Here is a 23,588-nt window from a genome sequence, read left to right on the forward strand (position 1 = left end):
CCATTCTACTATATAGCATAGATAAAAAAATAAGAAAAGCATTTCTGTCATTTGCCTTGTATGTATCAACTCATGATTTTTATCAGCTTCGGAAAGCTTTCCATAATCTTTACGTGCAATAACCAATCCGAATAGATTTATTGCCCCGAAATCGTTGGGTGGAAAATGTTTACTATATATTATCTTCATTATTCTGCTTGAACAACAAAAGTATTTGAGAGCACAATTGTTCACAAGTTTTTTGAGGCAAATTTTGTTAACGCTGATATTTTAAATAACTTTCAACTCCTTTTTAGAACAAATCAATTATGGAATTAGTTTATGGTATTATTATATTGGTTTTGGCCATTATAGTTATTTTCTTTTTACAACGTGGAAATAAGCAAAGAGAGAAGGAATTGAAAGACGAACTCCTACGCTTATCTACAGAGAAAGAGTCATTGCAGAAAGATCAGATAGAGCATATTCGCCAGTTTGCAGAAACGAAAGCTCTCCTACAGTCGAAAGAGGAGCAACTGCGTATTCAGCAGGAGGAATTATTGAATATGCGTAATCAGTTGAACAAAGATTTTCAGATATTGGCTAATCAGATACTGGAAGAGAAGACCCTTCGATTTACAGATGTGAATAAGTCGAATATGGAAGCAATCTTGAAGCCGCTAAATGAAAAACTTGTTGAGTTTAAGACGAAGGTAGAGGAAACATATGATAAGGAGTCTAAACAACGTTTTTCGCTTGAAGAGCGGATTCGGGAACTTGTAGCTTTGAATAATCAGATAAGTGAAGATGCAAATAATCTGACGAAGGCATTAAAAGGTAATAACAAAGTGCAAGGTAATTGGGGCGAAATGATTCTTGAGTCAATATTAGAAAAGTCAGGTTTAAAGAAGGGAGAAGAATATTTTGTTCAGGAGTTCATAACAGATGAGAATGGTAACCGTGTTCGTAACGAGCAGCAAAGCTATATGCAACCCGACATTGTAGTTGCTTATCCTGGGGGAAGAAAGATTGTTATAGATTCTAAGGTGTCGTTGAGTGCCTATGTGAAGTATGTGGAGGCGGAGGCTGATGATGTTAGGCTCATTGCAGAAAAGGATCATGTGGTGTCTATAAAACAGCATATAGATGAGCTTAGCCGTAAGTCTTATCAGGATTATGTGGAGTCACTCGATTTTGTAATGATGTTTATACCAAATGAACCGGCTTATATTTTGGCAATGCAGCTTGATTCAGGTTTATGGGATTATGCCTATCGTAAACGTATTTTACTGATTAGTCCGACCAATCTAATCGCTTCGCTGAAGGTAGTGGCAGATTTATGGAAGCGTGAATACCAAAGTCGAAATGCTATTGAAATAGCAAAACGAGGTGCTGCTCTTTATGATAAGTTTGCCGGATTTGTAGAAACTCTTCAGGATGTAGGTAAAAATATTGAACGTACCCAGAAATCATATGATAAAGCCTTTTCTCAACTGAAAGAGGGGAATGGGAATCTTATCCGTCAAGCCGAAATGCTCAAAGAATTAGGCGTTAAAGCTCAAAAAGAACTACCGGAAGCCGATGTTTAAATTAAAAAATGTTAATGTATGGCATGAAATACGATAAACATGTTGTATAACATAAAAAATAGCATATCTTTGTACTGTGTTTTTCATGGTATTAGATTTAAGGTTAACAATGAAGATTGGTTGTCGAGATGACAACCTTTTCTTTTTTATATGCCTTTTCGTCTTCTTATTCAAAGAAAAGAGCTTGCATCTCTCTATTTATCAATTTCTGTATTTGTGATTTTAACTAAAAGATGACAAACTTGTACTCTTTTCCTGCTTATCTATTCTGACAATAGCGTTACCCTCCTTTTTATATATCAATGCTCCGCCTGGTTCTCCACCATTCATTTTTAATATCTCCAGATTAGTTTTAGTCGCTTCGTCTTGTACTATAATTATTGACGGTTGGATATCAGTTGTATTTTCTTTACTTTTCTGTTCTTGTTCTTTTTTGTCGTTTCGCTCTAGTATTAGTTTTATGGTCGCCGTATCGGGTGGACATTCTTTTGTCTTAACTGTTTTTGATTTTAGTTTCATTCCTTCTGGGTTATACTTATCTGGCTCATATACTGCTTTTACTTCTTTTAGTGTATATCCTTCTAGTTTTTGTAGAAGAGAGCGGCGTGCTTTTATTACAAGATATTCTTCCCTGCGTTTAATTGCATCTTCTATTGCTTCTGTAAATTCGGTTTTTTCTTTTTTCCATTCATAAAATGTATTGCGACTTATTTGCAGTGCTTCGCAGATCTCGGTTATCGTATATGTGTCAGATTCGATAAGTGAAATAATTTTGTTGACGAGTCTTTTAGTAAATTTAGCCATGATCTTTTTCCTCTATAGATAAAATATTCTAGATTTAATAGAATTAGTTTAAGAATAGTATTAAGCTGCTATTCAGGAGGAGTAACAATCTGCAGATGTCTGTATGAGATAGGACGAAATTGAGATGAATAGATTTGGTTAATAAATATTAATTGTTAGCGTAAAATATGATAAACATGTTGTATAACATAAAAAATAGTAATATCTTTGTACTGTGTTTTTCATGGTATTAGATTTAAGGTTAACAATGAAGATTGGTTGTCGTGATGACAACTTTTTCTTTTTTATAGAGGTTCCTTTCTGAATATACTGAAATTTACACTACCATATACCCTTTTATCTTCAAATAGGGGCTCTTCTGAGAAATCATAATCTTTAGAATGTTCCAGAATAAATATTCCACCTGGTTTTATCAAATCCTTCTCAAAAATGAGTCGTGGTACATCAGCGAAGTTCTTTAAATCGTAAGGAGGATCTGCAAAAATAAGATCGAACTGTTCTTTACAATGCTGTAGGTATCCGAAAACATCCATTTTCAATAATACCATCTCAGATTGTATTTTAAGGTCAGCTTTTGTTTTTTCGATAAAAGCCGCATGATTAAAATTCTTCTCAACACATACTACCCGAGGGCATTCCCGCGAAACAAGCTCGAAACTGATACTACCAGTTCCACCAAAGAGGTCGAGGGCCGTTGTTTCTTCCCAATCGATAGAATTGTTGAGCACGTTGAATAAATTTTCTTTAGCAAAATCAGTTGTAGGTCTTGCTTTAAAGCTTTTAGGAGGATCGAATCTACGTCCTTTATATTTTCCGCTGATTATTCTCATAGGGCTAGTGTTAGTAAGTCTAGAGGTGCTTTTTGAGCATCTTCGCTCCAAAGATATACCTCGCTTGGAAGATTCAATCTTTCAATATGTTTAATGTATTCTTGCAAGCGTATAATAATTAATTCGTCGGGTTTTCCTGTGATGTATAGAAAATCCTCTATTTGGTTAAACCCACATTTTTCCCATAATTTAAGAACAAAATAAATCTGGTTTGCAACCGGTTCGTTTTCGTATGTATGGCTATGAATCAATTTAGAGGTAGAGAAGCAAAATATATCCATGAAACCGTCATGAAAATTCAGATACATTTTTGATGATTTTTCTGTTGCTTTACCTTTATTCTCAAGTAAACTTATGAGTAAATTAGTGTGATGGAAAAAGTGAGGATCCCATAAGTTTCGGGACAAAAATTCATATATATCTTTTTCTATATTGAATAGTGTGATTATATCTTGTTTTTCTATAAGTCCGGATAAGATATGCCCGGCTTTTTCAGAATGAGTAAAATTATATAGATGCTCCTTTTCTTTTATTTCCAGATAATTTGGGGGAACCAATTCGTAAGCAGAAGAAACAATAACGACATTAGTCTGTTTAAATTCCTGAGTAAGGAAATTCAAGTCGAAAATAATTCGTTGTATATTATTTTGTAGGCTATCATTTGCAGAGAATGTTGTTTCTCGCAAACAATAATTTTTTCCTACTTCGGGTTCGGAGATAGCAAACATAAAACCATTGGGTTTTATGCGTATCGATAAGACATATTTCTCTGATTGTCCGAGGTCTATATTTTCGGGTAAAAACATATTTTCTATTTTATAGATACAAAGTTAGAAAAAGATACTTTTATCCACTATTTTTGAGGTTCAATTCATCTTAAGCCTTCCTGTAATTATGATTAGTAATTTTTTTCTGGATAAAATAAAGCAAAATTTCCCATTCGAGCCTACTTCCGAACAGGCGGGTGCTTTGGAGAATATTGTCGACTTTCTTTTTCTCCAGAAAGAAGAATCTTTATTCCTTTTGAGAGGATATGCCGGAACGGGAAAATCTTCCCTTCTCGGTGCTTTGGTAAAGACCATGACAGAGTTTAAACAAAAAACAGTGCTACTTGCTCCAACAGGACGAGCCGCAAAAGTTTTCTCTTCATATGCTAATCATCCGGCTTTTACGATTCATAAGAAAATATATCGTCAGCAAAAGTTTTCCGGCGATTTTGGCAGCTTTGGACTGATGGATAATCTCCATAAAGACACCCTGTTTATTGTCGATGAAGCTTCCATGATTAGTAATAATGGTTTAGATTCTTCATATTTCGGAACGGGTAAACTTTTGGACGATCTTATTCATTATATCTATTCAGGCGAGAATTGTCGTTTACTGCTTATAGGAGATTCGGCGCAGTTGCCTCCGGTAGGAGAGGATGATAGCCCAGCTTTACAATTAGCCGAGCTTGAGGGTTATGGACTGGAAGTGCGGGAGGCTATGCTTTCGCAAATAGTACGGCAAGCGGAAAGCTCGGGTATATTATATAATGCAACAAGCATTCGAAATGCGCTCAATAGAGGAAAGACCGAAGCTTATCCGAAACTTAAGCTGAAAAAGTTTACTGATATAGTTCGTATTTCGGGTGAAGATCTGATAGACGAGATATCAGCCTGCTACGATCGTGACGGCCTGGAGAATACAATGATTATTTCCCGATCTAATAAACGATCCAATATATATAATCAGGGGATACGCAATCGTATATTGTATCGTGAAGAAGAGCTTTCGGCAGGGGATATGCTTATGATAACCAAGAACAACTATTTTTGGGCAGAGAAAATAGAAGGGATAGATTTTCTTGCCAATGGTGAAATAGTGGAAGTGTTGAGAGTGCGCCGGGAACAGGAATTATATGGTTTTCGTTTCTGTGAAGTTCTGGTTAAGAGTATCGATTACGATGTTGAACTGGAAGTAAAGATATTAATGGATACATTATACTCGGATGTGGCGGGTCTTACTCGTGAACGGTCAGAAGAGCTATTTCTTAATATAATGGAAGACTACTCCGATATTTCTACTAAAGCAGGCAAACTGAAGCGACTGAAAGTCGATCCTTTCTACAATGCGGTGCAGGTAAAGTTTGCATATGCCGTTACCTGCCATAAGGCACAAGGGGGAGAATGGGCAAACGTGTTCCTCGATTTGGGTTATATATCGGAGGAACATCTTGGTGTCAATTTCTACCGATGGCTGTATACCGCGATAACACGTGCCAGTTCTAAATTATATTTAGTTAATTTGCCGGACGAATTTGTTTAGAATATAAAACTTAATCTATAAATGCCCTCATTATGAAAAGTATTAAATTCTTCAGTGTTTTCACTCTCTTATTTTTATTTACGTCCTCTCTATTTTGTCAGGAAAAATCAATATCGGCTCCCGTTACCTTAGGTGATCCATTTATAATGTTTTATAATGGTTTGTACTATGCTTATGGAACAAATGCTAATGACGGAATAGAAGTGTATACATCCGATGATCTGAACCTGTGGACTAAAGCTCCTGATCTGGCTTTGCACAAAGATAATTCGTGGGGAGAGAAATGGTTTTGGGCTCCGGAGGTATATTATATAAAAGATAAAGGCAAATTTTATATGTATTATTCAGCTAACGAACATATTTGTGTGGCAACATCAGACTCGCCATTAGGCCCATTTAAGCAAGATGAGAAAAAGCCCATGTTGGAAGGGCAAGCCATCGACAATTCTTTATTTATTGACGATGATGGAACTGCTTATCTATCGTTTGTACGCTTCACCGATGGTAATGAGATATGGATTGCAGAACTAGAGAACGATCTGCAAACAATTAAAAAGGAGACAATGAAACCCATTCTACATGTTTCGCAACCTTGGGAAGGAGTTTGGCCTCGTGTCAACGAAGGTAGCTTCATTGTAAAACATAAAGGAATATATTATCTTTCATATTCAGCCAATAGTTACGAAAGTCCTTTCTATGGAGTAGGGTATGCCACCGCTACTTCGCCGTTAGGTCCTTGGGTAAAATATGAAAAGAATCCTATCTTGCAGAAGCCTGAAGACTTGGTCGGTGTAGGGCATAGTGCAATGTTTAGAGATAAAAATGGAAAGCTGAAAATCGTATTTCATGCTCATCGAAACAAAGAGAATATACATCCACGGAAAATGTATATCGCAGATGTAGAATTTAGTAAGGATAAAACTCTTGTAATGAGAGTAACAGGAAAAATATTAAGACCGAAGTTGAAATAGTATTATATAACTGGTTACTCAAAATTCATTTTTATATAATCCATCATGTCGAAATCTTTTTTTATATCAGCTTTTCCTATTTGTTGTATTTCAGAATGAATCATGAGAGGGAGTTTCTTTATGACAAATTTGCTAAGGAAACTACTTATTTCGTCAATATTATCCGTCATTGGGTCTCCCGACATCTCGTGAGCTGCATTTTTTACATCATAAAAGTAGTATGGGGTGTTATGTGCTTTAAGTTGCTCGGAAATGTGTTTCGATCCGTAGAATCCATATTGGTAAAGCTCTATGTTATCATAAGGCACATTTCTGTCGGCATCTCCATGAAACATCTGGATGGGGGCTGGCAATGTTTTCCATGTCAAATCACCATCGGTACTGAATATAGCCCCGGCAAAAGCGATTATTCCGGCATAATTAAATCCTTTCGGTAACTTTTCAGCGACTTTGTCCTGATTGCATATTGCATATTCTCCGTGAAGAACAGATACAGCACCCGCGCTCGAACCATTTGCTATAATCAAATTACTATCTATATTCCATTCTTTTGCATGATCTACTACATACGAAGTTGCATCAAAAAGGTCTTCTACAGCTATAGATATGCTATTCTTAAGTAATACGGCGAATCGTATAGGATCTACTCCCGAACTGTCTATTGAGCTTTTTAAGTTTTTCATCCCTAGTCGGTAATCGATAGAAACGACTACGTAACCTTTATTAATGAGACGTTCGAAATATTCGACATATGTTTTGTCATCTCTTTTTCCGGAAGAGAAGCCTCCTCCAAACATAAAAATAATACAGGGTTTTGTTTCCGAAACTAAGGGTAGATCGTATTTATCTAGTCGTAAGGTATCTGTTCCTTTAACAGAATATACATATGTTTTCTTCAGTATATCTCTGTTTGCCAATATATTCAGATTCGGCAGTAAAATAAAGGATAATATAAGAATCAAAGCTTTCTTCATATTATGTTTACTTCAATGAGTGATTTTGTATAACAATTCTTTAAGAAGTTCTCCATCAGGTGTCGAAACATTATCCACTCCCTTGCACTTCGCATCATATGTGCGGAGCAAACTTAATATCTCCATACATTTAAAGGCATTGTAATTCCGTAGGGCGGTAACATAATCTTTTGCTTGATATGGGTTGCGGAAACCAAGTTCGGCGGCAATGCCTTGTTCTGTTTTGTTTTTTGCCCAATAGCAGATCATCAGGTTACTGTAAAAATTGAATAATACAACCAATGTGACAATCAGAGGTTTGTTTTTCGGGTTCTTCTCAAAGTAATCTGCTATCTGATTTACTTTGAATATATTTTTTTCTATTACTGCTTTTAGTAATTCAAAATTGTTGAAATCTTTGCTTATACCAATGTTTTCTTCTATCAGGTTAGGCGTGATCTGTTTTTGGCCTGTAGGTAATGCGATAAGTAATTTTGCAATTTCATTTGTTAGTTTACTTAGGTCATTGCCTAAATAATCGGATAACATTTGTGCCGATTTTGCATCTATAGCAAGGCCTTTTGTCTGAAAATAAGACGTGATGAAAGCCGGTATTTTGTATTCCGGTATTTTCTTCGACTCGAATATTACTCCATGCTTGTCTATTTCAGCGTATAGCTTCTTACGTTTATCCAGTGTTCCGTTTTTGAAGTTGAGAACAAGTATGGTACTTTTAAGCGGATTTTTCACGTAATGTTCCAGCTCTTCTATTTTACTTAGGTTCTGAGCCTCTTTTATTACGATGAGTTGATATTCAGACATCATCGGAAAGCTACGCGCCATAGTAATTACAGTTGCCACATCTGTTTCCATTCCATAGCGTATAGATTGGTTGAAATCTTTCTCTTCTTCCGGCAGAACTGTTTGTGTCAACAGGTTTGTAATTTCATCTATATAATAAGGCTCATCACCCATCAGCAGATAGACAGGTTTAAACTTACGAGCTCTTATATCACCTATAATTTGTTCAAAAGTCATAATCGTTATTCGAAGCGGAGATGTTTTACAGTTTGTCCGTTATTGATTAGTGTGGTAAGAGATTCAATACCGATATGCACATGTTCGTCAACAAATGTTTTTGTAACAATGCTGTCACTCTTTTCTGTTTTTACACCATCAGATATCATCGGTTGATCCGATACCAGTAATAAAGCACCTGTCGGAATTTGATTCGCAAAACCACAGGTAAATAGCGTTGCGGTTTCCATGTCCACAGCCATAGTCCGTATTCTGCGTAAGTAATCTTTAAACACATCATCATATTCCCATACACGGCGATTGGTGGTATATACTGTTCCTGTCCAATAGTCGCGATTATGATTGCGAATAGTTGACGATACGGATCTTAATAGATTAAATGCAGGCAATGAGGGTACTTCGGGTGGGAAGTAGTCATTCGAAGTGCCTTCTCCTCTGATAGCTGCAATAGGCAGGATATAATCTCCAAGACTATTTTGTTTTTTTATACCTCCACATTTGCCTAAAAAAAGGACAGCTTCGGGTTCAACAGCACTGAGCAAATCCATAATGGTTGCTGCATTGGCACTACCCATTCCAAAATTGATTATAGTAATGCCATTTGCCGAGGCATTTGGCATATTGCCGTCAAGTCCAACAATAGGTACATTGAAATGATTGGCAAATACTTCTACATATTTAGCAAAATTGGTAAGTAGTATATGTTTGGTAAACTGATCCAAAGGTCTCTTCGTATAACGTGGAAGCCAATTGTCTACAATTTCTTGTTTTGTTTTCATAATAACTCTACTTTTGTTTTATTTAAAACAAGTACCTCCTATTTTTTGTTGAAGGTGATAAACAAAGGTAACAAATGTTGAAATTAAATCTACCCCCTTTCGATATAAATGTGAGAAAAACGAATGGCAAGCTTGCAGTTTTTGACCGATTGCGTCGCAAATTTGTGGCGCTCACTCCCGAAGAATGGGTACGTCAGCATTTTGTAAACTATCTCATTGCCGAAAAAGGGTATCCGCAAGCTTTGATGGCGAATGAAATACAGATCAATCTGAATAATCAGAGGAAGCGTTGCGACTCAGTTGTATATAATCGTGAATTATTGCCATTGGTGATTGTCGAATATAAATCGCCCGATGTAGATATCACTCAGGCTGTATTCGATCAGATTGTACGATACAATATTGTGCTAAAGGTCAATTATCTGATTGTAACTAACGGATTGAGTCATTATTGTTGTAAGATGAATTATCTAGCTCAGACTTTCGATTACTTACCCGATATTCCACTATATAGTGAATTATAAAAAAAGCTTCTCATCGATGAGAAGCTTTTTTTATAGTTATATAATGTTTTCAATTACAATTTTATTCTGCCGGAGGTGTCGTTGGTTCGTTGGCCGGAGCAGCAGGTGTGTTGCTTGGTATTGTCGGCAATGTAGTCGACAAGTCAGGAGCATTAGTATTTACCGGGGCAGGAGCTCCTATTTCTGGTTGAAGTGCAGATGATGCTTTCGGTTTAAGCATAACGCATACTATACTCATCACCATGATGAAACCAGCCAGTCCCCAAGTTGCTTTTTCGAGGAAGTCTGTTGTTTTGCGAACACCCATAATGGCATTCGAAGATGAAAAGCCTGATGAAAGGCCACCACCCTTAGAATTCTGAACAAGAACTATCAGTATTAGAGCAATCGCTGCAATTACAATTAATACAGTAATAAGTGTAATCATTTTATATCTTTAAATTTCGAATTTATAATCAGTTTTTCAAGAAAACTCAATTGGTCTGCAAAGTAAATATTTTTTTTCGGATAATTCAAACTTAAGTGTTTAATTATTTTAAATGCTTTTTCGTACTTTTTCTGTTTGATATAGATTTTAGCAAGTGTTTCTGTAAAAAATACATCCTCATTCAGTTCGTCTTCACTTTCATCTTTTTCTTCTATAGTTTGCTTCGTTTCCAGTTTCTCAGTATTATCTATCTGAATACGAATCCCATCTTCCGATTCTGACCTTGTGATAAACGTGTCTATAATATTCTGATGCTTTAAATTCAGTTCGCTTTTCGGAGGCAATATTGTTTCGTTAACTTCCTCAGGTGAAACAGCAAGTATATATGTGAAATAATCGGTTGTGGCAAGACTGGAATGTGAGATACTATACTCTAATTCAGCATCAGTGTTCTTATCCTCTTTCGAATTGAAAAAAGCGTCTAGTAAAAGGCTGGTTCGATCATCACTTATTACTTCTTTTCCTGTATTTCGGAAGAAATGATCGTATTCATTGCTGAATATATAATAGAATAATGCTTTGCGATCATTTACGGCAATGCTTTGTTGTTTTAGTTCTTCTTCGAATTTATTATTATCAAACAGATACAAGGCTTTGAGATATGCGAATATTCCGGCTTGAAAATATGGATATTCCCTGATCATATTTTTCAAGGAAATTATATCCGTATTAGCAGGTTCAATCTCCTTGCGTATTATTTGATATAGGTGTTGAATATTCATTTCTGATCTTACCAGTTGGACATGGTCGCATTAAAAATCTGGTCTACAATATCTTTTGTCAGTTCATCCACTAGGCTTTCCTGCACATCGGTAAGCATGAGGTTACTATCGAAATCGCGGTATGCTGTAATAGTTTCTTCCTTGTCTTCTGCCGGATTTTTGTTGTTTCTGAAGCGCATTTTTACCCCCATTGTAAGACGGGTTTGTGAGGCGAGGTTATCTTCTCTTACCGAAAGAGGTGCGATATCGTATCTTACAATTTCTCCTTCGATTTCCAGAGAAGGGTTTACTGACGTAAATTTCAATTTGGTATTACGTGTAAATACATCTTTCATCCTCTCATTGAATACTTGGGCCAAAGGAGGATATACTAATAGGGCCTGATTCTGGAAGTCGCGTATTTCTATATCAGGTGTTTCGGCATAGTTTATAGATGCTCCGTTGAATTTATAAGAAACGGTGCATGTTGTCATTAAAGTGGCGAATAGTATAAGCAAAATTGCTTTTTTCATAGGTTTTCCAAGTTATATTCTTTAATTTTTCGATATAGAGTACGCTCTGATATTTTTAGATCCTGAGCCGCATTTTTACGTTTTCCGTTATGCCTTTCGAGAGCTTTTATTATCATATCCTTTTCAACATCCTGTAACGATAATGTTTCTTCCTCATACTCCGGCGCATCTATTACATCGGCATCAGCAATGTTTGATTTGGGAATTATCGAATGTCCGTCATCTTTGATAGGTAATGTCGTTGCTCTCTCATTTGCATTGACAACCATAGGTGTCAATGGCTTATCATTGGTAGGTGTAATTTGGGACGAAATAATATCGGCAGAATTGATATTTCCTGATACAATATCATGAACGATCTTTTTCAGTTCATTCATATCTTTTTTCATGTCGAATAATACCTGATACAATATTTCCCGTTCGTTATGGAAACTTTTTTGATCATTGCTGCTTGATGATCCTATAGGTATAAGACCTACCTCGTTTGCCGGAAGATATAGTTTGAGTATCTCAGGCGTAATTTCACGAGTTTGTTCAATAATCGATATTTGTTCAGTTATATTCTTTAGCTGTCGGATATTTCCCGGCCAGTAATAATCTTTTAAGGCCTGTTTGGCCGATTCGGTAAGTGCAACGGAAGGCATATTATATTTTTCGGCACAATCGCTGGCGAATTTTCTAAACAGTAGCGGGATGTCCTCTTTTCTGTCTCTGAGTGCAGGTATACGGATAGGAACAGTGTTTAGACGGTAGTATAAGTCTTCACGGAAACGTCCGTTTCTAGTTGCATTTATCATATCCAGATTAGTGGCGGCAACAACACGCACATCTGTTTTTTCTACTTTCGAAGAACCGACCTTTATAAATTCGCCCGTTTCAAGAACACGTAATAGGCGTGCTTGGGTAGATAAAGGCAACTCACCGACCTCATCGAGGAATAATGTACCCCCATTTGCTACTTCAAAATAGCCTTTGCGTTCTCCGGTAGCTCCTGTAAAAGAGCCTTTTTCATGCCCGAACAGTTCAGAGTCGATAGTACCCTCAGGTATAGATCCACAGTTAACGGCTATATATGTTCCATGTTTACGATGGCTGAATTGGTGTATAATCTGCGGAAAATTTTCTTTTCCTACACCACTTTCTCCGGTTACAAGTACCGACATGTCGGTTGGTGCTACTTGTAGAGCTATATCTATCGCTCGGTTAAGATCAGGGCTATTTCCGATAATGCCGAATCGCTGTTTTACCTGTTGGATATCTGGTTTTGCCATATTTAGTCGTGGTTAAATTTACAGTGAGTTTATATTTAGTGTGTTCGTCTAATTTTAGATTGAAGACTATTTCTTCTCAGCTATAAATTAAGTTATAAAGACTGACAAAATTACATATTTATTCCAATTTTGTCAGTCTTTTTTTGTGAAGATTTTCTAAATGTTTATATCTATACCCTCTTATTGGATATTACTAGGAGAATTGCAGTGAAATATCAGCTTAAGCTAATCATTCAGCTCTATAACTTCTAAATCGGAAATGTTACCTTTATCAATAACAAATCGGATGAGAGTTCTTACTTTATGGAATCCATATTTACCTGCAGCGCCGGGATTGATATGTAAGCAATTCAGTTTTTTGTCGAACATTACTTTCAGTATATGTGAATGTCCGTCAATAAAAAGTTTTGGCGGTTTTGCATATAAAATAGAACGTACTCGGGGATCGTATTTTCCGGGATAGCCACCGATATGAGTCATAAGAACATCCACTTCTTCTATTGTAAAGCGAAGAAACTCAGGGTAAGCAGACCTGACCTTACTGTCATCTATATTACCATATACTGCCCGAAATGGTTTGAACGATTCGAATCGAAGGGCTAAATCCATAGAGCCAATATCTCCGGCATGCCATATTTCATCGCAATCGGCAAAATGTTTTTCATATTTGTCGTCCCACCAATTGTGTGTATCTGATAATAATCCAATCTTTTTCATTATAAGTTTATGCAAATAGAAAAACAAACCGAAAGTATAAAAGTACCCATAGAAGTATATTTTAGATATGGGTCTAACAGCCGGTTCTCGGTAATTCGGAATATATTAATCAATAATTTGATGAATATTAGAAAACATAATAAATACAAATATTGATACCAATGACACGCATAAATAAAAGAATATATTGTGAAGCACACCAGTGCTCCGATGGTGAGCGCGGAATGATATATCTTCGCATTCTTGATTCCAATACGTACCGGAATGGTTATCTTTCCAGATTTTTTATCATTCTCTATATCCCTCATATTATTGAGATTTAGTACTGCGACTGTAAGTAGCCCGAGGCCTATAGCAGGAAGCCAGGGTCTGCAGTCGATGGTATGGGTATGCAAAAAATAAGTTCCTACTACAGACACAAGTCCGAAAAAAACAAATGAGAATATATCACCCATTCCTTTGTATCCGTATGGGTTTTTTCCTGCTGTGTATTTGATTGCGGCTACAATGCTCGCGGCACCTAATATAAGGAATACGAGCATATATTTAATACTCATAAACTGGAGTGCTATATATATAAGGAGTAGGCCTACGATTGTGGCGAGGCTTATCGCTATCATTATTCCGCGTTTCATCTGCTTTGGCGTAATGGCTCCGCTTTGTACTGTACGCTGTGGTCCTACCCGTTCACCGGTGATATCTGTCCCGTGCTGGTAGTCTCCCAAGTCGTTAGCCATGTTTGATAGTAATTGCAAAATAGTAGCAATAGCTAGCGTTAGTATGCAGACTATCCCACTAAACTTGTCTGTTGCACTAAACATGTCAACGCTGTATGCAATACTACTACCGCATAATGCTGTTGCAATAGCTAAGAACAGGGTGCGGGGGCGTAAAGCCGATATCCATGATTTGAATGAAGCCATAAATTTGTTTTTCCAAAGGTAAATATTTTTACGCTGAAGAAACAAATATTAAGATAAAACCAATTCGCATCCTTTTACTTAATATTGTTTTTTTATTTTTTCTAAATCGAGTAGTATTCTGATTCCAAAGTCTTGGTATTTAGTTCCTTTGAATGATGCGAATATACCTAAACTCAAAGATTCCATGAAGTTTACAGAATAACCGGTTTCTGTGTACAATTTCATATCCGGTGTATATAGATTTTTTAAATGGAGACTTTCTGTAAATATTTTACCTTGCAGAAAAGGAAGATATTTAAGAAGGACATAATTACTGTTGTAATTTATATTTGTTCTTATCCAATGTTTGTTTGTTGAGGCTATGTAATTATCCAATAGCATAAATGAGCGGAAAGGAGATTTTAGGTTTATCATAACATCAGACGTGTTAAAGTGTTGGAAATCGGCGAAATGTATTTTGTCCTTATTCCCTATAAATGCACCTCCTTCGGCAAGGTAGCTAATGTTACTAAACTCGCTGAGCTTTATACTTTGTTGTAACCCTAATCGTATTTTCCTGTATTTAGAATTATTGGTTTGCCAGCCTGAGAAAGCTTCGTTATATCTCATGTAGAAAGTGGGGGAGGTGTATTTTACATATTTCTTTACTCCGTTTCGAATAGTATAATATGCATAAGGGGTGTAATCTATACCTATATTATATGCTGTATGATCAAATCTGTCGTTTGGAAATATATTAGGCCTTATTTTGCTTTTTCGTCCCCATGTGTAATCCGTATTGTTCGATAGTCCCGAACGTTTTGCTGCTTCAAGGCCGGTCGTTAGTTTCAGTCCATTAGCTATGTCTATTTCGTTAGTTATATTTATAAAATCTTTTTGGTAAAAGAAATTATAGTTTTTTCCTCTTATAAGTGAACTTGTAAAATTGTTGAAACGTAGTATACCATCCGGATTATAATCTTCACTTATCGATCCTCCCGAAATACTTAGCTTTCCTTGTCGAAGAGGTGCATATGAGACATTAACATCAGCACCACCTAATAATCTTTTTCGCGAAAAGGCATAATATAAATATGGGGATATTTCAAGTTTATTATACTTGCCTAACTTACTTTCTATATTAAATTTTTGCCCCAGCCATAAACCATCAACAAAGTTGTAATCGCGTACTCCTAAAATTAATCCATCGTATTTGAAAACAACTTTACTCGAATCTCCACCTATTTGTCCCCCACTTATAATATCAGTAAAGGAAAATTTAGGGTTATGATGTTCTTTTCTTACAGAATCCAGATGAAATTGAATTGAGTCTTTTTTTATAAAACTGGTAAGTTCTCTTTTTTCTAAGGGTATTGCTCTGACTTTAGCCCAATAAACAGAATCACGTTTAGAAGCCAGGCTGTCGGCTGTAGTCGTATACAAAGAGTCCCTTTGAATTATCTCAAATTGTCGCTTCTTAGGTTTTTTCTTATCTTCGAGTTCTTTTATTATTTTGTCGTTTACTTTTATATCAGTATAGGTCAATGATGCAAAATAATTAGTTGTGGCTTCGAACCCCAATAAGCTGACATCTACCGTCATAGAATATGTGATAGGAAGATAGGTGTTTGTGCCCAATTCTTGAAAAGTAATGGTGTAACCTTGTTTTGCTCCGGGGGGATAAGAGTTTAATTCAGCTGAATGGATATGCCATGTATTATCGGCAATATAAATATAACCTTCGAATAATATAGGGTCTTTTACTTTTCGTTCTATCTTTATTTTGTTGATTGTTATGCCATTCTCTTCGGTAAATCCTTCGTAACGAAACTTGTAATAAGAAAAAGCTTTCGGGTTGAGAGGTGAAACACACATCCCTACCTTGGGTGCGTACAATGATGATTTTAATATACCCATTGCGTCTTTCGAATCCATGTCGTCAGGAATACTACTTGAAAAGGCTTTTACAGTTTGTTTATATTTATCAGGGGAGGTAAATTGTATTTCATTGAATGATTCCTGTACAAATACTTGGTTGGTTAACTCTGATAATTTAATGCCTTCTCCCTTTTTAGCAAGTGAATTTATTAATGAACTTACTTTCAGAAGCTCTGCATTTACCTTTATATATACGTCCGCTTTGTATTCATTTATTGCTCCTGCATATAAAGGGGCCTTTTCAATAGCTTTACGCATAATAGGATAGGCGGGGTCCTCCTGACTGGAGACGGTAACTTCTTTTAATGTAAATGGACTTTCTTCAAGAGATACATTCAATGTTGTTGTATCATTAAGAGCTATTTGTATTTTCTTGTTTACTGATTTAAAACCAAGACATTTGTATTCTAAAGTATAGTTTCCGGGCCTGAGTGTTGCCTGATAATGTCCTTCTTCATTACAGACAAGGCCTTGATTGCTTTCTTTTATATATACTGTGCTCCCATATAGAGCTTCACCTGTAGTGTCAGTTACCCGTCCTTTTAGGTTTTGAGCTGTAGATTGTAATGTGAATAACATTAAAAAAAGGAATGTGTAGAGTAGTTTCATCTTAGCTGATTCGTTAATTAACATAATTGCTAAACTATAAAAGCATTAGATTTATTGTATCTCTAAATAATATTGTTTTGCTTTGTGCTGTTTTTTTTCTACAAATAAGTGACATTATTCTGTTTAGGGCTGAAAAACAAGATTATTTTATTATTTTTGCGCAGTAAAAAAAGTGGTTCAATTTTATTAACTGTTTCCTTGTTATGATATATCAGGATAGGTTTTACTCCTGTTTATTGCTTAACAAAAACGTTGAATATTAAGAATAAAATGCTTACAGTAGAGAAAATAGGTGGAACATCCATGTCTAAGTTCAAGGAAGTGCTTGACAATGTAATTGTTGGGAAAAGGACTCCGGATGAACTATATAATCGTATATTCGTCGTTTCAGCATATAATAATGTAACAAACTGGTTGTTGGAGCATAAGAAAACAGGTGAGCCGGGAGTTTACGTGCAATTTCTTGAGAATAGCGATTACAGTATAGGTTTAGATAGTTTATGTCAACGCCTATTATTGATAAATAAAGGATTCGAAGAAATAGGCCTTGATCAGCTGGAAGCAAGGGAATTTATTTCATATCGTATAAGACAAGCTAAGACAATGCTTCACAGTTTAAGTAAAGTAATGGCTTCTGGTTATGTAAATGCAGACGATATCTGTCTGGCAGCTCGTGAAATATTGGCCTCTATAGGAGAAGCCCATTCTGCTTGGAATTCTGTTAATATATTGGATAATAATGGTATATCTGCACGCTTTGTTGATCTGTGTGGTTTCAACGATTCGCTACCTCTTACCATCGACGAACGTATACACCGTGCTTTCAAGGGAATAGATTTTAGCAAAGATTTATGTATAGCAACTGGTTATACAAAAGGAACAGAGGGTATTATGCGTGCGTTCGATCGTGGATATACTGAGGTTACCTTTAGTAAAATCGCTGTTGAAGTCAAGGCTGATGAAGCTATTATACATAAAGAATATCACTTGTCAAGTGCCGATCCTAATATTGTAGGAGTGGATAAAATTGTACCTGTAGGGCGTACCAATTATGTTATAGCAGACCAATTAGCAGACATAGGCATGGAAGCGATTCATCCTAAGGCAGCTAAGCCTCTCGAGTTGGCGAACATAGATATACGTATTAAAAATACATTTGAGCCCGAGCATCCGGGTACTTTAATAACCCGTAATTATATTTCTCAAACACCTAAAATCGAGATTGTTTCAGGAACAAATAAAGTATTGGCTATCGAAATACATGATCCTATGATGGTGGGTGAAGTCGGATTCGACTTGCGTATTATGCAGATATTTGAGCGATATGGGGTAAGTTATATATTGAAATCTACTAATGCAAACTCCATAACGATGGTAGTTTGGGATAATTATAAATCACGTGAGCTTATTTCCGAACTGGAAGCGAATTTTTATCAGGTAATAACAGAACGTGTGGCATTGGTTTGTGTAATGGGTACCAATATTGCATTGCCTGGATTCCTTTATAGGGCAGCTAAAGCATTGTTTAATAAAGGAATAAATGTTGAAAGCTTTGGGCAGTCGTTGAGACAGGTAAATATGCAGTTTGTTATAAAAAGAGAATGTTATAATGATGCAGTTATAGCATTGAATGACGAATTGTGTTTGGAGAAATAGGCTGTTTATCAGAGAGAATAGCCTCAGGGTTTACTTTATATCGTGCCGAATCTAGCAAAATGACTAAAGAAATTGAATTAATAAGGGTTTTTTTATATTTTTTAATTGTGTAGAATCATTTTTAATTCTATTTTTGTTAGCTGTAATAATGGATATTTTGGAATTTAATACCCTGTGGACACCTCTAAATATAGAAAATCCACATATATAGATACATAAACCTTTGAATTTGTTTGAATATATTTTAGAAAAGTTGATTATATCAAAGAATAAAAGCTTATTATCAACGTTGTATTTAACTGAGAGCGTTAGTTGGAGTGTAATTTTGGGGCAAAATACTTTGAAAGCTAAAACGGAATAGTATATTTGTACCCTATAATTTGTACGCCAGCGAAGGCTTTCTTGATTTGTAGAATTAAAAATTGAATATATAACAATCATAAAACAAAAATTGATTCACTAAACTTAATTTATTTATTATCATTATGGAAACTAAAAAACAACAAACCAACCAAAAGCCTAGATCTAAAGGTGTTTCAGCTTTTCTAGTAGTTATAGGATGTGCTATCGTGGCGCACTTATTTTTCTATTTGGTAGCTGGTGCTGACAGCAACTTCGATGAGAAAGGTCATCCAATAGGAGGAAACATGCTGGGTACTTTATTTCAAGGTGGATGGGTAATTCCTATTGTAATCACATTATTACTTACTGTATTTACTCTTTCTGTTGAAAGATTCTTTGCTTTGAATAGAGCTAGTGGTAAAGGTAGTACATCTAAATTCGTGATGAATGCAAAAGCTAAGTTAGAAGCTGGTGATATCGCTGGTGCTTCAAAACTTTGTGATGAGCAAAAAGGATCTGTTGCTAACATTCTTAAGGCTGGTTTGATCAGATATGCAGACGTAGAGAAGTTAACAGATCTACACAATGATGAAAAAGCAGCTGTTATCCAAAAAGAAATTGAAGAAGCTACAACTTTGGAACTTCCATACCTACAACAAAATCTATCTGTTATTGCTACTATCTCTACGTTAGGTACACTAATGGGGTTATTCGGAACTGTACTTGGTATGATCAAGTCGTTTGGTGCGATGGGTCAAGAAGGAGCTCCAGACTCAACAGCTCTTGCTATTGGTATTTCTGAAGCACTTATGAATACTGCAATGGGTATCGGTACAGGTGCTGCTGCTATCATTTCTTATTCTTATTTCTCTGGAAAAGTTGAAGATATGACTAACGCTGTTGACGAAGTAGGTTTTGCTATTGGCCAAACTTATACTCAGTTACACGGAGGCTTAGGTAAATAATTGAATTTTTTCAGAATAATTTGTGGAATTCTTATAAAATTCTACTCTAATAAGTAAAAACAAGAAGATGGGAAAGACTAAAGTAAAAAAACAGAGCACATTTATCGACATGACCGCGATGAGTGATGTTACTGTGCTCTTGCTCACATTCTTCATGCTTACAGCAACATTCTTGCCTAAGGAGCCGGTACAGGTATTGACTCCGGCATCAGTATCCGAACGTAAAATATCTGAAAATAATGTCTTGACAATATTAGTTGACACAGAAGGACGGGTATTTCTTAACTTGGATGATGATAATGCCAAGAGATCGGTATTACAGCTTATGGGTCAAGATTATGGTATTACATTTAATGAAAAGCAAGTTAGATCCTTTGTAGAACAAACTCACATTGGAGTGCCTATGAGTAGAATGGCTGCTTTCTTAGATTTACCGTTGAGCACGCAGGATGATGAGATCAAAAAAATGGGTGTTCCAACCGACAGTACAAACAATCAGTTGACTCGTTGGGTAAAACATGCACGTGAAATAGGCGGGGATAATTTGCAAATTGCAATAAAATCGGATCAAACAACACCATATCCAGAAATAGATAAAGTGCTAAAGATTCTGGTTGCAATGAAAGAAAACAGATATAGCCTTGTTACAACTCTCAAGAAAATGCCGGAAGGCTTGTAATAATCAAATTTAACTAATTAAAAAAGAAAAAGATTATGGCTTCAATAGATACCGGTGGAGGAGAAGAAAAAAAAGGTAAACCAAAGAGACAGACCCTAAGGGTCGACTTTACCCCAATGGTGGATATGAATATGCTTTTGATTACTTTCTTTATGTTCTGTACAACATTGAGTAAACCGCAAGTAATGGATATTGCTATGCCTACCAATGAGAAACTGAACGAAGATGAAGAGGTAAAAGTAAAAGAGTCTAAAGCAATAACTCTTATTTTAGGTGAAGATGATAAAGTATATTATTATACAGGAATTCCTGATTATACTGATTATACTACATTGAAAGAAACTACATTTTCGCCTGATGGCCTTCGTGCTCTGTTATTGGAGAGAAATGCTCCAATCGTAGCTGAAATGAAGAAGCTAAAACAAGAGAAGTTCGAAAATAAGAAAATGTCTGAGGATGAGTTTTCTACAAGATCAAAAGAAATAAAGGGTAATAAGGATGGTCAGGTAGTGGTAATTAAACCTACCGGCGATGCTAACTATGCTAATCTAGTAGATGCTTTGGATGAGATGCAGATTTGTAGTATAGACAAATATGCTATTGTGGATATGACCGAAGGGGATCAATACCTTTTGGAAAACTTGAAGACTAAGGGAGCGTATGGCGCAGAGGCAGCACCACCAAAAAAGTAATCACATTATAAAAAGGAGTAAATTATGTCAAAAAATATCAGACTAAATTCTGCTGAGTGGTGTGATGTAGTTTTTGAAGGAAAGAATAAACAATATGGTGCCTACAGACTACGTCAATCATCTTCGAAAAGACATATCGTGGCATTCTTGGTTGTTTGTGTATTTGCAGGATTTGTTTCAGCATTACCAGGCTTGGTAAGTGAAATTAAGAAACTGACACAATCACAAACAGGACCAATGGATGAAGCTTATGAAATGTCTAATATTCCGGTTGAGCAGGAAATCCCGGAAGAAAATGTAATTAAGCAAGAAACAGCACCACCGCCACCACCATTGAAAACAACTGTTAAGTTCGTTCCTCCTACAATTGCGAAGGATGAAGAGGTAGCAGAAGATAAAATGGTTGGTCAGGAAGAAATTCAGGAAACTAAAATCCAAATTTCTGTGGCAGACGTTAAAGGTACTGATGATAAACATGGTATTGATATCGCAGAGTTGAGAGAGCACAAGCAAATTGTGGAAGAGAAACCTGTAGAAGAAAAACCGTTTGTTACAGTAGAACAGATGCCTAGTTTCCCGGGTGGAGAAACAGAAATGCATAAATTTATTAACGACAACTTGAAATATCCGGTTGTTGCTCAAGAATCAGGAATACAAGGACGTGTTACGATCCGTTTTGTTGTAACCAAAACAGGTGCAATTTCAGATGTAACAGTAATCCGTGGTATTGACCCTTCTTGCGACAAAGAGGCTGTAAGAGTTGTTAAGGCGATGCCTAAGTGGATACCAGGAAAACAAAACGGTTTGAACGTACCGGTGTACTTTACACTGCCTATCGTTTTCCGTTTGAAACAATAATTGATACCCATAAGGTATTTGTTTAAAGTAACAAAATAAACCTATAAAGGAGAGAAGTTTGAATATTAAATCATCTTCTCTTCTTTTTCCAATAAATAGACATGAAAGAAGGCAACAGATCACCCGTCAAGACAGCTTATAGTATATTTATGGTAATATTTTACATATGTATAGCTGTATTATTAGTATTAACCCCGATATTCGAAAATGTCCATATAATAGTACGCATAATAATGGGTGTTTTGTTTTTCTTATACGGATTATTCCGGGGATATCGTGTATGGAAAGGATTATGATTTTGCAGATACACTATTGAAAAAATAATATGTTTATGAAAAGGTCAGGTTTTATTTTATTTATATCTATTGTATTCTTTTGGGCCCTAAGTTCATGTGGACAGAAAAAAGGAACAAGGACAGATACACCTACCAGTGGCTTGGCAGAGATAGTAGCCGACGAGTGCTTTGCTCCTATTGTTCAAGAACAAGTAGATGTATTTGAAGCCCTCAACCGAGATGCGACTATCATCTCTATATATGCAAATGAAATGCAGGCTTTCGATTTGTTTATGAAAGATAGCGTGCGTGTCATTATAGCAGCCCGAGAATTAAGTCCGGGTGAAGAACAAATTATTAAAGACAGACAACAAACAATACGATCACAAAAATATGCAACAGATGCTATCGCATTAATTGTAAATAAGGCGAATCCAGATACATTAATTACGGTAGCAGATATAAAAAGAATAATGACAGGAGAGATTCGGTCATGGAAAGACCTGAATCCAAAATCTCCGTTAGGAGAAATTGCTATCAGCTTCGATAGTCCTAATTCAAGTACTGTCAGATACATAAGAGATTCTATTTGTGGCGGAACTCTTGGTGGTAATTTAAAAGCAAGAGCCTCAGATAGTACAAGAACAATTGATTTGGCAGAGCGTACGCCAAATCAGCAGGTGATAGATTACGTTGCTTCTACTCCCAATGCAGTAGGTATTATTGGAGTAAATTGGATAAGTAATCCATCAGATTCTACAAATTTAAGTTTTATTAGCAACATAAAAGTAATGGGGGTTAGTAGAGCCGAAAAAGCTACTGATAGAAACAGTTTTCAGCCGTTGGCCGCATATGTTGGTCTTGGAAAATACCCTCTAAGCAGGGATCTATTTATAATTATTTCGGATGTAAGAGGTGGATTACCATCAGGTTTTGTTAACTTTGCTGCAGGCGAAAGAGGTCAACGCATTGTATACAAAGCAGGTCTCTATCCCGCTTATGCATTAACAAGGGTGGTGAGTATTAGACCTTCTTTGTAAAAATAAAACTAGCAAACAACGAATATATTAATCATTTAAATATTTTTTATAAAAGATGAAGATGAAGTTTTTTTTAGGCTCATTCTTGAGCCTTATGATCAGCATTTCAGCCTTAGCGCAAAATAGCCCTGGAGCAGACTATCTGAGCT

Annotated in this window: 23 protein-coding genes and 2 pseudogenes; 10 read left to right on the top strand and 15 right to left on the bottom strand. The window is 36.0% G+C overall.

Features of this window, described 5'->3' with window-relative positions:
- Positions 1-189, bottom strand: a pseudogene (locus JGH11_RS11575) (hypothetical protein); the annotation flags it as partial.
- Between the two features lie 119 nt (positions 190-308).
- Between JGH11_RS11575 and JGH11_RS11580 the strand changes: the two are divergent.
- On the top strand, positions 309-1,568 hold the full coding sequence (locus JGH11_RS11580) for a DNA recombination protein RmuC (protein WP_201111874.1): 1,260 nt from the start codon (positions 309-311) through the stop codon (positions 1,566-1,568).
- Positions 1,569-1,790: 222 nt separating this feature from the next.
- Here JGH11_RS11580 and JGH11_RS11585 read toward each other — a convergent pair whose 3' ends face one another.
- From JGH11_RS11585 to JGH11_RS11595, 3 genes are all read right to left on the bottom strand, one after another.
- Positions 1,791-2,372: a bacteriophage terminase small subunit gene (locus JGH11_RS11585; RefSeq protein WP_201111876.1), complete on the bottom strand. Its 582-nt coding sequence runs from the start codon at positions 2,370-2,372 to the stop codon at positions 1,791-1,793.
- Between the two features lie 284 nt (positions 2,373-2,656).
- Entirely contained in the window at positions 2,657-3,202 is a 546-nt protein-coding gene (locus JGH11_RS11590; RefSeq protein ID WP_201111878.1) for an RsmD family RNA methyltransferase, read from the bottom strand.
- Positions 3,199-4,008, bottom strand: a complete 810-nt coding sequence (locus JGH11_RS11595; protein WP_201111880.1) for a DUF3822 family protein — start codon at positions 4,006-4,008, stop codon at positions 3,199-3,201. The genes JGH11_RS11590 and JGH11_RS11595 overlap by 4 nt, the downstream gene beginning before the upstream one ends.
- Before the next feature lie 88 nt (positions 4,009-4,096).
- Between JGH11_RS11595 and JGH11_RS11600 the strand changes: the two genes are divergently transcribed.
- Entirely contained in the window at positions 4,097-5,509 is a 1,413-nt protein-coding gene (locus JGH11_RS11600) for an ATP-dependent RecD-like DNA helicase (protein WP_201111882.1), read from the top strand.
- 32 nt (positions 5,510-5,541) lie between these two features.
- A complete protein-coding gene (locus JGH11_RS11605; RefSeq protein ID WP_201111884.1) occupies positions 5,542-6,480 on the top strand; it encodes a glycoside hydrolase family 43 protein in 939 nt (312 codons plus the stop codon).
- Between the two features lie 14 nt (positions 6,481-6,494).
- Here the strand turns inward: JGH11_RS11605 and JGH11_RS11610 are convergent, their stop codons facing one another.
- Genes JGH11_RS11610 through JGH11_RS11620 form a run of 3 tightly spaced genes read right to left on the bottom strand, consistent with a single transcriptional unit; the run spans position 6,495 to position 9,250 of the window.
- Positions 6,495-7,454, bottom strand: a complete 960-nt coding sequence (locus tag JGH11_RS11610) for an alpha/beta hydrolase (protein ID WP_201111886.1) — start codon at positions 7,452-7,454, stop codon at positions 6,495-6,497.
- A gap of 12 nt (positions 7,455-7,466) precedes the next feature.
- A complete protein-coding gene (gene holA / locus JGH11_RS11615; RefSeq protein WP_201111888.1) occupies positions 7,467-8,471 on the bottom strand; it encodes a DNA polymerase III subunit delta in 1,005 nt (334 codons plus the stop codon).
- A 5-nt stretch (positions 8,472-8,476) separates the two neighbouring features.
- Complete coding sequence (locus JGH11_RS11620) at positions 8,477-9,250, bottom strand: AMP nucleosidase (RefSeq protein ID WP_201111890.1); 774 nt, start codon at positions 9,248-9,250, stop codon at positions 8,477-8,479.
- A 74-nt stretch (positions 9,251-9,324) separates the two neighbouring features.
- Here JGH11_RS11620 and JGH11_RS11625 point away from each other — a divergent pair, with 74 nt between their 5' ends.
- On the top strand, positions 9,325-9,774 hold the full coding sequence (locus tag JGH11_RS11625) for a type I restriction enzyme HsdR N-terminal domain-containing protein (RefSeq protein WP_201111892.1): 450 nt from the start codon (positions 9,325-9,327) through the stop codon (positions 9,772-9,774).
- A 61-nt stretch (positions 9,775-9,835) separates the two neighbouring features.
- Here the strand turns inward: JGH11_RS11625 and secG are convergent, their stop codons facing one another.
- From secG to JGH11_RS11660, 8 genes and pseudogenes are all read right to left on the bottom strand, one after another.
- Positions 9,836-10,201, bottom strand: a complete 366-nt coding sequence (secG, locus tag JGH11_RS11630; RefSeq protein ID WP_201111894.1) for a preprotein translocase subunit SecG — start codon at positions 10,199-10,201, stop codon at positions 9,836-9,838.
- A complete protein-coding gene (locus JGH11_RS11635) occupies positions 10,198-10,983 on the bottom strand; it encodes a hypothetical protein (protein WP_201111896.1) in 786 nt (261 codons plus the stop codon). Before JGH11_RS11635 ends, secG begins: the two co-directional genes overlap by 4 nt.
- Positions 10,984-10,991: 8 nt before the next feature.
- The gene (gene lptE / locus JGH11_RS11640; RefSeq protein WP_201111898.1) at positions 10,992-11,495 is read right to left on the bottom strand and encodes an LPS assembly lipoprotein LptE; all 504 of its coding nucleotides are present in this window, start codon (positions 11,493-11,495) and stop codon (positions 10,992-10,994) included.
- Positions 11,492-11,764 carry a helix-turn-helix domain-containing protein gene (locus tag JGH11_RS20560; protein WP_370567594.1) on the bottom strand — a complete coding sequence of 91 codons (273 nt, stop codon included), beginning with the start codon at positions 11,762-11,764 and terminating at the stop codon, positions 11,492-11,494. The genes lptE and JGH11_RS20560 overlap by 4 nt, the downstream gene beginning before the upstream one ends.
- A 504-nt stretch (positions 11,765-12,268) precedes the next feature.
- A pseudogene (locus JGH11_RS20565) lies at positions 12,269-12,766 on the bottom strand (sigma-54 factor interaction domain-containing protein); the annotation flags it as partial.
- Between the two features lie 225 nt (positions 12,767-12,991).
- Complete coding sequence (locus tag JGH11_RS11650) at positions 12,992-13,483, bottom strand: metallophosphoesterase (protein WP_201111902.1); 492 nt, start codon at positions 13,481-13,483, stop codon at positions 12,992-12,994.
- A complete protein-coding gene (menA, locus tag JGH11_RS11655) occupies positions 13,483-14,406 on the bottom strand; it encodes a 1,4-dihydroxy-2-naphthoate octaprenyltransferase (RefSeq protein WP_201111904.1) in 924 nt (307 codons plus the stop codon). The genes JGH11_RS11650 and menA overlap by 1 nt, the downstream gene beginning before the upstream one ends.
- Positions 14,407-14,484: 78 nt before the next feature.
- Complete coding sequence (locus JGH11_RS11660; RefSeq protein ID WP_201111906.1) at positions 14,485-16,932, bottom strand: DUF5686 and carboxypeptidase regulatory-like domain-containing protein; 2,448 nt, start codon at positions 16,930-16,932, stop codon at positions 14,485-14,487.
- A 252-nt stretch (positions 16,933-17,184) separates the two neighbouring features.
- Between JGH11_RS11660 and JGH11_RS11665 the strand changes: the two genes are divergently transcribed.
- The 6 genes from JGH11_RS11665 to JGH11_RS11690 all read left to right on the top strand — a co-directional run bounded on the left by JGH11_RS11665 (position 17,185) and on the right by JGH11_RS11690 (position 23,439).
- A complete protein-coding gene (locus tag JGH11_RS11665; RefSeq protein ID WP_236263968.1) occupies positions 17,185-18,588 on the top strand; it encodes an aspartate kinase in 1,404 nt (467 codons plus the stop codon).
- 485 nt (positions 18,589-19,073) lie between these two features.
- Positions 19,074-19,895, top strand: coding sequence for a MotA/TolQ/ExbB proton channel family protein (locus tag JGH11_RS11670; protein WP_201111908.1), 822 nt, complete (start codon positions 19,074-19,076; stop codon positions 19,893-19,895).
- A 67-nt stretch (positions 19,896-19,962) separates the two neighbouring features.
- On the top strand, positions 19,963-20,574 hold the full coding sequence (locus JGH11_RS11675) for a biopolymer transporter ExbD (protein ID WP_201111910.1): 612 nt from the start codon (positions 19,963-19,965) through the stop codon (positions 20,572-20,574).
- A 35-nt stretch (positions 20,575-20,609) separates the two neighbouring features.
- Entirely contained in the window at positions 20,610-21,266 is a 657-nt protein-coding gene (locus JGH11_RS11680) for a biopolymer transporter ExbD (RefSeq protein ID WP_201111912.1), read from the top strand.
- Positions 21,267-21,290: 24 nt separating this feature from the next.
- Positions 21,291-22,124 (top strand): energy transducer TonB, encoded by an 834-nt coding sequence (locus JGH11_RS11685; RefSeq protein WP_201111914.1) that lies wholly within the window; start codon positions 21,291-21,293, stop codon positions 22,122-22,124.
- Positions 22,125-22,455: 331 nt separating this feature from the next.
- Positions 22,456-23,439: a PstS family phosphate ABC transporter substrate-binding protein gene (locus tag JGH11_RS11690; RefSeq protein ID WP_201111916.1), complete on the top strand. Its 984-nt coding sequence runs from the start codon at positions 22,456-22,458 to the stop codon at positions 23,437-23,439.
- The last annotated feature ends 149 nt before the right edge of the window (positions 23,440-23,588 follow it).

The sequence above is a fragment of the Dysgonomonas sp. Marseille-P4677 genome (assembly GCF_016652235.1).
Lineage (GTDB): Bacteria > Bacteroidota > Bacteroidia > Bacteroidales > Dysgonomonadaceae > Dysgonomonas.